The organism is Blastococcus sp. SYSU D00669 (assembly GCF_054050715.1).
The window spans coordinates 1-12,341 of record NZ_JBJGZV010000075.1; the positions used below are offsets into that span (position 1 = coordinate 1).

The 12,341-nt window shown below is 73.7% G+C and carries 9 protein-coding genes; all 9 read right to left on the reverse strand.

The features are described from left to right. Positions 1-138: 138 nt before the first annotated feature. The 9 genes from ACI8AF_RS27250 to ACI8AF_RS27290 all read right to left on the reverse strand — a co-directional run bounded on the left by ACI8AF_RS27250 (position 139) and on the right by ACI8AF_RS27290 (position 12,093). Positions 139-1,746, reverse strand: a complete 1,608-nt coding sequence (locus tag ACI8AF_RS27250) for a methyl-accepting chemotaxis protein (RefSeq protein ID WP_456542919.1) — start codon at positions 1,744-1,746, stop codon at positions 139-141. Between the two features lie 114 nt (positions 1,747-1,860). Continuing rightward, entirely contained in the window at positions 1,861-3,162 is a 1,302-nt protein-coding gene (locus tag ACI8AF_RS27255; RefSeq protein ID WP_456542920.1) for a methyl-accepting chemotaxis protein, read from the reverse strand. 411 nt (positions 3,163-3,573) lie between these two features. After that, positions 3,574-5,181, reverse strand: coding sequence for a methyl-accepting chemotaxis protein (locus tag ACI8AF_RS27260; RefSeq protein ID WP_456542921.1), 1,608 nt, complete (start codon positions 5,179-5,181; stop codon positions 3,574-3,576). A gap of 312 nt (positions 5,182-5,493) precedes the next feature. Then, entirely contained in the window at positions 5,494-6,237 is a 744-nt protein-coding gene (gene otsB, locus ACI8AF_RS27265) for a trehalose-phosphatase (RefSeq protein WP_456542922.1), read from the reverse strand. Continuing rightward, a complete protein-coding gene (locus ACI8AF_RS27270; protein WP_456542923.1) occupies positions 6,234-7,643 on the reverse strand; it encodes an alpha,alpha-trehalose-phosphate synthase (UDP-forming) in 1,410 nt (469 codons plus the stop codon). Before ACI8AF_RS27270 ends, otsB begins: the two co-directional genes overlap by 4 nt. Positions 7,644-7,688: 45 nt before the next feature. Beyond that, positions 7,689-8,054, reverse strand: a complete 366-nt coding sequence (crcB, locus tag ACI8AF_RS27275; protein ID WP_456542924.1) for a fluoride efflux transporter CrcB — start codon at positions 8,052-8,054, stop codon at positions 7,689-7,691. Then, positions 8,051-8,500 (reverse strand): fluoride efflux transporter FluC, encoded by a 450-nt coding sequence (locus ACI8AF_RS27280; RefSeq protein WP_456542925.1) that lies wholly within the window; start codon positions 8,498-8,500, stop codon positions 8,051-8,053. The genes crcB and ACI8AF_RS27280 overlap by 4 nt, the downstream gene beginning before the upstream one ends. 21 nt (positions 8,501-8,521) lie before the next feature. Then, positions 8,522-10,273 carry an N-acetylglutaminylglutamine synthetase gene (ngg, locus tag ACI8AF_RS27285; RefSeq protein WP_456542926.1) on the reverse strand — a complete coding sequence of 584 codons (1,752 nt, stop codon included), beginning with the start codon at positions 10,271-10,273 and terminating at the stop codon, positions 8,522-8,524. Positions 10,274-10,278: 5 nt separating this feature from the next. Next, a complete protein-coding gene (locus ACI8AF_RS27290; RefSeq protein WP_456542927.1) occupies positions 10,279-12,093 on the reverse strand; it encodes an N-acetylglutaminylglutamine amidotransferase in 1,815 nt (604 codons plus the stop codon). Between the last annotated feature and the right edge of the window lie 248 nt (positions 12,094-12,341).

Sequence of the window (12,341 nt, forward strand, 5' to 3'; positions counted from 1 at the left end):
CCCCCCCGCGGGGCTATGGCCCCGAATGGGCCCCGGCGCCGCCGTGCCAAAAAACCGGCCCCCCGGCGGCGCGCCCCGCAACGGCGACGGGGCCGTGCGGACGTCGTCGTCCGCACGGCCCTGTCGTGATCGGTCCGATCAGTAGTGGAAGCGACCCACCGTCCCCCGCAGGTCCGCCGCCATCCGCGACAGCTCGTCGACCGCGGTGCGGGTCTGCGTCAGCGCCTGCGTCGTCGACTCGGCGGCGGTGGACACGCTGCCGATGTTGTCGGCGATCTGGCCGGACCCGCCGGCGGCCTCCTGCACCGAGCGGCTCATCTCCGTGGTGGTGGCCGTCTGCTCCTCCACCGCGCTGGCGATGGTGGTCTGCCGGTCGCTGATCTGCGCGACGATCGCGCTGATCTCCTCGATGGCGGCGACGGCGGCCCCGGTGTCCTGCTGGATCGTCTCGACGCGGCGGGCGATGTCCTCGGTGGCCTTGGCGGTCTCCTGGGCCAGCTCCTTGACCTCGTTGGCCACCACGGCGAAGCCCTTGCCCGCCTCGCCGGCGCGCGCGGCCTCGATGGTGGCGTTCAGGGCCAGCAGGTTGGTCTGCTCGGCGATGCTCGTGATGACCTTGACGACGTTGCCGATCTCGGCCGACGAGTCGCCCAGCTTGGCCACGGTCGCCGTCGTGGTCTCGGCGGCGGTCACGGCCCGCGCGGCGACCTCGCTGGCCTCGGCCGCGTTCGACGCGATCTCGCGGATCGACGCGCCCATCTGCTCCGCGCCGGCGGCCACGGTCTGCACGTTGCGCGAGACCTCCTCCGCGGCCGCCGACACCACACCGGACTGCGCCGAGGTCTCCTCCGCCGAGGCCGAGATCTGCGCGGACGAGGCCGACAGCTCCTCCGACGACGCGGCGACCGCGTCGGCGGACGCGACGACGGAGGACATGACCTGCCCGAGGCTCTCCTGCGCCTGGTCCAGCGCCGCCGCCATCCGGCCGAGCTCGTCCCGGGACGCCACGCCGGTGCGGACGGTCAGGTCGCCCTGGGCCAGCGCCTCGGCGGTCCGCTGCACCGAGCGGACGGTCCTGGTGATGCGCCGGATGATGAGCACGGTCGCGACGCCGGCGACGACGACCGAGCCCAGTGCGGCGACGACGAGCGTCAGGACCGCCGCGCTCGCCGCGTCGGCCGCCTCCGCGTTGCGGGCCGCGGCCTGCGCGGACTGGGCGACGCCCTCCTCCTCGAGGCCGTCGGCGATGTCGGTCAGCAACGGGCTGGAGGCCTCGCGGTAGATCTGCGCGTAGGCGGTGAGGTCGTTCCGGTCGGCGGCGGGGAACAGCTGGCTCTCGTTGGTGGCGAGGAACTGCTCGCGCGCGCCCAGGTACTTGTCCATCGCCGCCTGGTCGACGACGTACGGCTCGTACTCGGCCAGCGCCGTCTCGACGTCGGCCTGCTTCTCGTCCATCTCGCCGCGCAGCTCCTCGCGGCGCGCCGGGTCGGAGACGGCGTACTCGAGCACGCGGGCGCGGTGCGCGGCGGTCGCCCGCTGCACGGCGGACAGCGCGTTCAGCGGCTCCAGGTTCTCGGTGTAGATCCGCTCCTGGCCGTCGCGCAGCTCCTGGATCCGCAGGATCGCCAGCGCGTTGGTGGCCAGGACGACGATCGCGAGCAGCGCGACGGCCGCCCCGATCTTGGCGCCGACCGGCCGGTCTGCGAACCAGCCTCCTCGTCGGCGGGAGGTGGTGCGCTGGGACATCGGTTCTCCATGGGGTCTCGGTGCAGGAGAGGAACGCGATGATGGTGGGGCCGGAGCGGCTGCGCCGGCACCATTGGCCTGTCCATTCCGCGCAATTGTTACGGGCACTCGGGGTCACCGTTCCGGACGGCGTGATTTGTCGACACGGCGGAGATGGACCGGGCCGTGCGGACGGTGTCCGCACGGCCCCGGAATGGCTCGGGAGTGCGGTCGGCACGTGAAGCGGCCCACCGTTCCGCGCAGTTCCGCGGCCATGCGGGACAGCTCGTCGACGGCGGTGCGGGTCTGGGTCAGGGCGTGGGTGGTCGAGTCGGCCGCGGTGGAGACGCTGGTGATGTCCTCGGCGATCTGGCCGGACCCGCCGGCGGCCTCCTGCACCGAGCGGCTCATCTCCGTGCTGGTCGCCGTCTGCTCCTCGACGGCGCTGGCGATGGTGGTCTGCCGGTCGCTGATCTGGGCCACGATCGCGCTGATCTCGGCGATGGCGGTGACGGCGGCCCCGGTGTCGGCCTGGATGGCCTCCACCCGGCGGGCGATGTCCTCGGTCGCCTTCGCCGTCTCCTGCGCCAGCTCCTTGACCTCGTTGGCCACCACGGCGAAGCCCTTGCCGGCCTCCCCGGCGCGGGCGGCCACCTCCGACGCCTCGGCGGCGTTCGACGCGATCTCCCGGATGCTCGCGCCCATCCGCTCGGCACCGGCCGCCACCGTCTGCACGTTCCGGCCGACCTCCCCCGAGGCCACCACCGAGGTCATCAGCTCGCGCAGCTCGTCCTGCGCGTGGGCCAGGGAGCGGGCCATCCGGCCCAGCTCGTCGTCCGCGCGCACCTCGGGGCGTGACCGTGAGGTCGCCGGCCGCCAGGGCCTGGGCGCTGCGCCGGACCGACCGCACGGTGGAGGTGATGGTCCGCACCACGGCGACGGCGAGCCGGGCGACCAGCGCGATGCCGGCCAGCAGTGGCGCGACGACCTGCACCACGACGCGCTCGGCCAGCGCCTCGCCGGCCGCGGTCTCCGCGCGGCCGCGGCGGCCGCCTGTGCGTCGCTCTCGGCGGCGTAGGGGTCCATCACCGCGGTGGCGAGCGGCTTCTCGTCGCCGGAGCGGAACGCGGCGCCCCGGTCCATGGCGAGCCGGGCCCGGTCGGTGGCTGCGTAGTAGGCGGTGACGCCCTCGGTGAAGGCGCCCCAGGCGGCGTCGTCGGCCTGGCTGCCGTCGTGCTCGCCGATCAGCGCCTGCAGCTCGGCCTGCCGCTGCTCGAGGTCGGCCCGCAGGTCGGCGCGGGTCGCGGGATCGGCGACGTTGCAGGAGAGGGCGCACGCGGTTTCCCTGGAAGCTGCGCTGGATCGCGCCGAGGATGACCAGCGGCTCGACGTTCTGCTGGTGCAGCCGCAGCTCGCCGTCGCGGAGGGACTGGGCACCGCGGACGGCGAGCACCGCGGTGACGACGGCGACCAGGGCCATCAGGGTGACCAGGACGCCGATCTCGACGGCGACCGGCCGGTCGGTGGACCAGCGCGCACGGCGGGCTGGCGGTCGAGCAGAGGCGGACATGCGGGGACCCCCGTGTACGGACCGACGAAGTGCGCTGCGCGGTGTCCCTGAGACTCAGGAGTCACAGGCGTTGCACCGACGAAAACAGGTCGGTCCGGAACGGCTCCCCGCTGTTGCGCGGGCGTGTCGAATTCAGCCGTTGAAAGTAGTTCGCTCACCTTCCTGCGAATGTCGACAAGACGTCCGGAATGGTCGGAGACCATTCTCCCGCCGCTGCGGCGGGGGTGGCGCGCCCTCGCGCCACCCCCGCCCGGGACCGTTCCCCGCGAGCGGGCCCGTCAGTAGGTGAAGCGGCCGACCGTCGTCCTCAGCTCCGCGGACATGCGCGACAGCTCGTCCACGGCGACCCTCGTCTGGCTCAGCGCCTGGGTCGTGTCGCCGGCGGCGGCGGACACGCTGGTGATGTTCTCCGCGATCTGGCTCGACCCGCTGGCCGCTTCCGTGACCGAGCGCGACATCTCCTGCGTGGTGGCGGTCTGCTCCTCGACGGCCGAGGCGATCGTGGCCTGGCGGTCGCTGATCTGCGCGACGATCTCGGAGATCTCCTCGATCGCGGCGACGGCCGCGGAGGTGTCGCCCTGGATCGCCTCGACGCGGCGGGCGATGTCCTCGGTCGCCTTCGCCGTCTCCTGGGCCAGCTCCTTGACCTCGTTGGCGACGACCGCGAAGCCCTTGCCCGCCTCCCCGGCCCGCGCCGCCTCGATCGTGGCGTTGAGGGCCAGCAGGTTCGTCTGCTCGGCGATCGAGGTGATCACCTTGACCACGTTGCCGATCTCGGTGGAGGACTCGCCGAGCTTGGCCACGGTGGCGGTGGTCGCGGCCGCGGCGTTGACCGCCTTGTTGGCCACCTCGCTCGCCTCGGCGGCGTTGGAGGCGATCTCGCGGATGCTGGCGCCCATCTGCTCGGCGCCGGCGGCGACCGTCTCCACGCTGCGCGAGACCTCCTCGGCCGCGGAGGAGACGACGCCGGACTGCGCGCTGGTCTCCTCGGCGGAGGCGGCGATCTGGGTGGCCGAGGCGGAGAGCTCCTCGGCGCTGCCGGCGACGGCGCCGGCCGAGCCGGCCACCAGGGCCAGCACCTCGCGGAGGCTGGCCTGGGCGGCGTCGAGCGCCGCGGCCATCTGGCCGACCTCGTCGGTGCTGCGGATGCCGGTGGTCACGGTGAGGTCCCCGGTGGCCAGCGCCTCCAGCGAGGCCTTGACCCGGCCGACCGGACCGGTGATCGAGCGCATGGTCAGGACGGCGATGACGACGAGCAGCGCCAGGCCGACGACGGCGGTGACCACGCTGATCACCTCGGTGCGGGCGATCGTGTCGTCGAGGGCGACCTGGGCGGCGTCGGACTCGGCGGCGAGGGCGTCCTTGGCGGCGGAGACGGCTCCGTCGGTCAGGTCGTTGGCCGCCTGGATCTGCTCCCACTGCACGCGGGCGGCGGCCTGGTCGGCGACGGCGCTGTCGACGAAGGCGCTGATGGCGGCGGTGTAGTCGCCGTAGGTGGCCTGCAGGTCGGCGACGGTGGTGGCGCTCGCGCCGGTGAGCTCGATCGTGCCGAGCTCGGCGAGCAGGGCCTCGGGGGTGGCGATGTCGTCGGCCAGCTCGCCGAGCTGCTCGGCCGGGTCCTCGCGGACGATGGCCTTGAAGCCGTCGACCTTGAGCTCGCTGGCCCGGGTGTCGAGCTGGAGGACGAGCTCCTGGGCGTGGTTGAGGCGCTCCAGGTCGCCGTTGGCGTCCTGGATGTTCGTGATGCCGATCAGCATGGCGCCGAGCAGGCCGCCGAAGGCGAGCACGACGACGGCGATCAGCGAGCCGAACTTGACCGCCAGCGGCCGGTTGGCGAACCAGCCGGGCGGCCGCGCGGCCTTCTGCGGGGTGGAGGCGGAACTCATGACGGAACTCCTGGGAATGCGAGCGGGGAATGGCGCAGGCAGATTGTTGCCACTCCAGTCACACGCGTCGGGCTGATTCCACCCGGGAGACGGAATCGTGTCCGAGGCGCGGTACCGCCGTCCCGTAGCGACCATCTTGTCGACATCGGGAATTGGTCGCGGTGCGCGGATCGGCGTCGGACGGGGAGGACGTGCAGGTCGGCCGGGCCGCGCCCGCCGCATGTCGATCCGGGGAGGGCGGTCGCCGTCGAAGGACCGGCCGGCCACCGGGCGGCCGGGGACGCCACGCCCGGCGCGGGGGCGCGGCGCGCCTCAGCCGAGCAGGTCGGCGAGCTCCTCCAGCACCGCCACGACGGCGGCGGGGTCGGTCACCCTGTGGGCCGCGACGGTCGGGCCCTCGCCCACCTTGATCGCCACGTCGTCCGGCCCGAGCGCGCGGAACCCGTCTTCGTCGGTGACGTCGTCGCCGAGGTAGATCGCCGCCGCCGCCCCCAGGTCGGTTCGCAGACGGCGCAGCGCGCTGCCCTTGTCGGCGTCGGTGACGGCCAGCTCGAGCACCGCCTTGCCCGGCTTCATCGTCAGTGACGGATCGGCCAGTGACCTGGCGCGCTCGAGCAGGGCCGTCCCCACGGCCGGGTCGGGGACCTGTCGCACGTGCACCGCGACGCTGGCGGGCTTGACCTCCAGGCGGGCGCCGGCGACCTCCGCCACCACGGGGGCCAGCCGCTCGGCGAGCGCGTCGCGCCGCTCGGCGAGCTCGCCGGTGAGGGGCCCGTCGAACTCGGCCCCGTGGCTGCCCACCCAGCGGTAGGCACCGGTGAAGCCGCTGGTGCGCTGCAGGTCGGCCACGCCGCGACCGCTGACCAGCGCGACGGTCACGCCGTCGGCGGCGGCCACCCGTGCCAGCGCCTCCGCGGCGCCGGGCTCCGGCACCGCGGCGGAGGGGTCCCCGACGAGCGGGGAGAGCACGCCGTCGTAGTCGCTGGCCACGAGCAGTGGGCGGCGCGGGGCGACGGCGGCGAGCGCGGCGCGCAGGCCGGCCGGGACGGCGGTCACGAGGTGAGCGCGTCGAAGAACGAGCTGGCCCAGTGCTCGAGGTCGTTGCGGGTCAGGTGCCGGCGCATCGCCCGCATGCGCCGGCGGCCGTCGGCGGGGTCCTGCCGGAGGGCGCGCACCAGCTGGCTCTTGACCCCGGCGATGTCGTGCGGGTTCACCAGGTAGGCCTGCTTGAGCTCGGCGGCGGCGCCGGCGAACTCGCTCAGCACGAGCGCCCCGCCGAGGTCGCCGCGCGCGGCGACGTACTCCTTGGCCACCAGGTTCATGCCGTCGCGGTAGGGGGTCACGAGCATGACGTCGGCGGCCCGGTAGAGGGCGGCGAGCTCCTCGCGGGGCATCGACTGGTTGAAGTAGTGCACCGCCGGGCCGGCGATGGAGCCGAAGACGCCGTTGATGTGCCCGACCTGCTGCTCGATCGTCTCCCGCATGTGCACGTAGTGCTCGACCCGCTCGCGGCTGGGCGTGGCCACCTGCACCAGCACGGTCTCCGGCGCCGCGATGACGCCGTCCTCGAGGAGCTCCTGGAAGGCGTTGAGCCGGACGCTGATGCCCTTGGTGTAGTCGAGCCGGTCGACGCCCAGGATCATCTTGTCGGGGCTGCCGAGCTCGGTGCGGATCTCCTTGGCCCGGGCGATGACCTCCTCGGATGAGGCGAGCCGGTCGAACGACGCGACGTCGATCGAGATCGGGAAGGCCCGCGCCGCCACGGTGCGGCCCTCGTACTCGATGAGGTTGCCGCGGGTGGGGAGGTCGTGCAGCCGGCGGGCCAGCTGCACGAAGTTCGCCGCGGCGGCCGGCCGCTGGAAGCCGACGAGGTCGGCCCCGAGCAGGCCCTCGATGATCGCCTGCCGCCAGGGCAGCTGGGTGAACAGCTCGTAGGGCGGGAAGGGGATGTGCAGGAAGAAGCCGATCGTCAGGTCGGGGCGGCGCTGCCGCAGCAGCGCCGGGACCAGCTGCAGCTGGTAGTCGTGCACCCAGACGGTGGCGCCCTCGGCCGCGACCTCGGCCGCGCGGGCGGCGAAGCGCTTGTTGACCTGCACGTAGATGTCCCACCAGCGCCGGTGGTACTCGGGCTTCTCGACGACGTCGTGGTAGAGCGGCCACAGCGAGGCGTTGGACATGCCCTCGTAGTAGCCGTCGACCTCGTCCTCGGAGAGCGGCACCGGGATCAGGGACATGCCGCCGGACTCGAACGGCTCCGGGGCGTCACCGGCCGAGCCCGACCAGCCGACCCAGGCGCCGCCGCGGCCCGCGACGAACGGCTCGAGCGCCGTCACCAGTCCACCGGGGCTGCGCTGCCAGCGCGTCGTCCCGTCCGGGTCGGTGACCTGGTCCACCGGCAGCCGGTTGGCGACGACGACGACAGGGCTGTCCGCCCGCACGTGTCCTCCCTCGGTGCCCGCCATCGCTGCCGACCCTATAGATCGCCCGGGTCGACGGCACCCGGGGCCTCAGGCGAGGGCCGCGCCCAGGGCCCAGCCGAGCACCACCGCGGCCAGCCCCGCGACCAGCGACACCGCCACGTTGGCGGCGGCGAGGACCCGGGCCCGGGTCTCGAGCAGCCGCAGCGTCTCGTAGCCGAACGCGCTGTACGTGGAGAGAGCACCGCAGAACCCGGTCCCCAGGGCGAGACCGACCGCGGGGTGCAGCGCGTGCGCGGCGCCGGTGAGGAGGCCCAGCAGGAAGGACGCCACCACGTTGACCGTGAGCGTCCCCCACGGGAACACGCTGTCGTGCCAGGACTGCACCCAGCGGTCGGTGACGTACCTCGCGGGCGCGCCGACCGCGGCACCGAGCGCCACCCAGAGCCACGTCACGGGGCGGCTCCCGCTCGCCCGCGGACCGCCCAGAGCCCCGCGGCGGCCCCGCCGAGCGCGGTCACGGCGGAGCCGGCCAGGTAGAGCAGCGCGAGACCCGGCCGGCCGGCGGACAGCAGTGGGGGGACCTGGACCATCGCCGTGGAGAACGTGGTGAACCCGCCCAGGAACCCGACACCCAGGAACGGCCGGGCCAGCGGGTGCGGGCGGTCCAGCCGGCCCAGCACCCCCATGAGCACACCGAGGAGGAGCGAGCCGACCACGTTGACGGCGAACGTCGCCCACGGCCAGCCGTCGGCGGGGGAGCCGACCAGCCGCTCGAGGGCGTAGCGGGCCTCGGCGCCGAGGACGCCGCCGACCGCGATCACCGCGAGGAAGGAGGGGGCGAGGGCCCGCTCCCGGCGCTGTCCCGGGTCGTGCAGGTCGACGTCCGGATCCACCACCATGGCGTGGGAACGATAGACCGCCTACCCGCGGGTCTCCGGGAAGAGGAGGTCGACGAACCGGGCGACGGTGGGTTGCGGCTCGTGGTTCGCCAGGCCCGGCCGCTCGTTGGCCTCGATGAAGACGTGCTCGGGCCCCTCGACGTCGGGGACCATGAAATCCAGGCCGGTGACCGGGATGCCGAGCGCCCGGCTCGCGCGTACCGCCGCCGCCGCGATGTCGGGGTGCAGCCGGTCGGTGACGTCCTCGATCGTGCCGCCGGTGTGCAGGTTCGCCGTCCGCCGCACGCGGATGCGCTCGCCGGTGGGCGGGACGTCGTCCATGGCGTACCCGGCGTCGGCGACCACCTCGGCGGTCGTGTCGTCCAGCGGGATCGAGGACTCGCCGCCGGTGGCCCGTTCCCGGCGGCGGCTGGTGGCGCGGACCAGTTCGGCCACCGTGGACCGGCCGTCGCCGATCACCTGGGCCGGCCGCCGGACGGCGGCGGCGACCACCCGGTGGTCGATGACCACCACGCGCAGGTCGTCGCCGGCGACCAGCTCCTCGACCAGGACGTCCGGGCAGTGCTGCGCGGCCAGGGCGACCGCGCGCTCCAGGCCGTCCCGGTCCCGCACGCCGACGGTGATGCCCTTGCCCTGCTCGCCGCGGGCCGGCTTGACCACCAGCTCGCCCAGCTCGTCGAGCAGCGCCGCGGCGGCGTCCAGGTCGCCCTCGGCGGCCACCGCGCCGCGGGGCACCCGCACCCCCGTCCGCTCCATGACCCGGCGGGAGACGCGCTTGTCGTCGCAGCGGCTCATGGCCACCGCGGAGGTGAACTCGGACAGCGACTCGCGGGTCAGCACCGAGCGGCCGCCCAGCGAGAGCCGCAGCTCGCCGAACTCGGCGTCGGTCACCTCGACCCGGATGCCCCGGCGCAGCGCCTCCTCGGCGATGATCCGCGCGTAGGGGTTGAGGTCGGTCAGCTCCGGCGGGCGCGCGGCGAACAGCGGCGAGTTGATCGGGTTCTTCCGCTTCACGCAGACGGCGTTGACCTGGGTGAAGCCGAGCTTGCGGTACAGGGCGATCGCCGGCGCGTTGTCGTGCATGACCGACAGGTCCAGGTACGCCCGGCCCCGGGCCGCGTAGCGCTCGGCCAGCACGCGGACCAGCGCCTCCCCCGTGCCGGGCGGGGCGTCCTGCGCGTCGACCGCGAGGCACCACAGGCTGGTGCCCCCCTCGGGATCGCCGAAGGCGAGCGCGTGGTCGACGCCGGTGACCGTGCCGACGATCTTCCCGGTCCGCCGGTCCTCGGCCACCAGGTAGGTGAAGTCGCGGGTGCGGTGGTTGGCCCACATGGTGATGCCGTCGCCGGTCACCATGCCGTTGCGGGCGTAGATGTCGTTGATCGCCTCCATCTCCGCACCCGAGGTCACCGTGCGGACGAAGACGCCGCGGATCAGCTCGCCGCGCGGCCGGTAGCGGTTGAGGTGCAGCCGGAAGGTCAGCGACGGGTCGAGGAACAGCTCGTCGGGGGCCAGCCCGATGAGCACCTGCGGATCGCGGGGGTAGACGCAGATGTCCCGCCGGCCGGACTCCTCGGCGCGCAGCGCGGCGAGGACCCCCCGCAGGTCGGCGAAGGTGTGCCCGAAGACCAGCCGCCCCCAGCCCATGTCGAGGACGACGTCGGTCTGCATGCCGCGCCGCTCGTGGGCGGAGGGACGACGTGTCGAGCGGTCGGTGAAGCCGCGGTCGGCGGCGCGGCGGCGCGCGCCGGCGATCCGGGTGGGCGAGCCCACGGCGGTCACACCCCGTGGGCCTGCAGCCACAGCTCCAGCAGGCCGAGCTGCCAGAGCTTGTTGCCCTTGAGCGGGGTGAGCTCCCCGTTCGGGTCGGCCAGCAGGGCGTCGACGTAGCCGTCGCGGAACAGGCCGCGCTCGCGGGCCGGAGCGCTGCTCAGCGCGTCGCGCACCAGCGTGAGCACCTTGCCCTCGAGGTGGGTGATGGCCGGCACCGGGAAGTAGCCCTTGGGCCGGTCGATGACCTCGGCCGGGATGATCCGCCGTCCGATCGCCTTGAGCACGCCCTTGCCGCCGTCGGCGAGCTTGAGCTCCGGCGGGCAGGCCGCCGCCAGCTCCACCAGGTCGTGGTCGAGAAAGGGCACCCGGGCCTCGAGCCCCCAGGCCATGGACATGTTGTCCACCCGCTTCACCGGGTCGTCGACCAGCATGACCTCGCTGTCCAGGCGCAGCGCGGCGTCCACCGCCGTCGCGGCGCCGTCGGCACCCATGTGCTCGCGGACGAAGGCCAGCGACGGGTCGTGGTCGGGGGCGTACCGGTCGGCGACCAGCCGCCGCATGTCGGCGGCGTCGCGGTCGAAGAACGCGGCGGCGTAGCGCTCCGGCGCCTGCTCCCGCGGCACGCCGGCCAGCGGCGGGTACCAGTGGTAGCCCGCGAAGACCTCGTCGGCGCCCTGGCCGGACTGCACCACCCGGATGCTCTGGCTGACCCGCTCGCTGAGCAGGTCGAAGGCGACGACGTCGTGGCTGACCATCGGCTCGCTCATGGCGCCGATCGCGTGGTCCAGCGCGCCGGCCAGCTCGTCGGAGCTGACCCGGATGCGGTGGTGGTCGGTGGCGAAGCGCTCGGCGATGACGTCGGAGTAGACGAACTCGTCGCCCTCCCGGCCGCCGGCCGCCTCGAACCCGATGCTGAAGGTGGCCAGGCCGGTCTGCCCCTCCTCGGCGAGCAGGCCGACGATCAGGCTGGAGTCCAGCCCGCCGGAGAGCAGGACGCCGACCGGGATGTCGGCCACCAGCCGGCGGCGGACGGCGACCCGCAGGGCCTCCTCGACGGCGTCCTCCCAGTCACGGGCCGACCAGCCGGCGTGCTCGGGACGGCGCTCGTAGCGCGGCTGCCAGTAGCGGTGCTCGCGGCTGGTGCCGTCGGCCTCGACCACCCGCACCGTGGCCGGCGGCAGCTTGCGGACGCCGGCCAGGATCGTCCGCGGCGCCGGGACGACGGCGTGCCAGGTCAGGTAGTGGTGCAGCGCCACCGGGTCGATCGAGGTGTCGACGTCGCCGGCGCGCAGCAGCGCGGGCAGCGACGAGGCGAAGCGCAGCCGCCCCGGGGTCTCGGACAGGTAGAGCGGCTTGATGCCGAGCCGGTCGCGGGCCAGGACGACCCGGCCGGTGTCCCGCTCGTGGATCACCACGGCGAACATGCCGTGCAGGTGGTCGACGAAGTCGGTGCCCCAGTGGTGGTAGCCCTTGATCAGGACCTCGGTGTCGCTGGTGGAGAAGAACCGGTAGCCGTGGCCCTCCAGCTCGGCGCGCAGCTCCTGGTAGTCGTAGATGCAGCCGTTGAAGACGGCGGTCAGGCCGAGCTCGTTGTCGACCATCGGCTGGCCGCCGGCCGTGGAGAGGTCGATGACCGACAGCCGCCGGTGGCCGAACGCGACCCGCCCGGCGCTCCAGGAGCCCTGGCCGTCGGGCCCGCGCGGCACCAGCTCGCAGACCATGCGGTCCACGGCCGCGGTGTCGGCCAGGGAGCCGTCGAAGGTGATCTCGCCGGAGAGGCCGCACATGCGCATTGATCTAACCCTCTCGATCGGCGCCATGCCTCCGGACGGGGAAAGTCACACCTCCGCAACGCGGCTGTTCCACGTGGAACCGCCCCGGTCGTGGACGGCCACGACCAGCCCAGGCCACAGCTGAGCTGATCGTGGCCGAGACGGCTATGCCGATGCTCCTATGGATCGTCAAGCGGCTTGGGCCGGTGGTGGTGAGGTGAGCAGGTAGTAGAGCTCGCGGGCGATCAGTCGTTTGAGGCATCGGATGATGTCCTTCTTCGACAGCCCTTCTTCGG

What these genes read in the sequence shown, in the direction of transcription:
- ACI8AF_RS27250 (WP_456542919.1), bottom strand. Translation starts at nt 1,746, where the DNA reads ATGTCCCAGCGCACCACCTCCCGCCGACGAGGAGGCTGGTTCGCAGAC.
- ACI8AF_RS27260 (WP_456542921.1), bottom strand. Translation starts at nt 5,181, where the DNA reads ATGAGTTCCGCCTCCACCCCGCAGAAGGCCGCGCGGCCGCCCGGCTGG.
- ACI8AF_RS27270 (WP_456542923.1), bottom strand. Translation starts at nt 7,643, where the DNA reads ATGGCGGGCACCGAGGGAGGACACGTGCGGGCGGACAGCCCTGTCGTC.
- ACI8AF_RS27280 (WP_456542925.1), bottom strand. Translation starts at nt 8,500, where the DNA reads ATGGTGGTGGATCCGGACGTCGACCTGCACGACCCGGGACAGCGCCGG.
- ACI8AF_RS27290 (WP_456542927.1), bottom strand. Translation starts at nt 12,093, where the DNA reads ATGGCGCCGATCGAGAGGGTTAGATCAATGCGCATGTGCGGCCTCTCC.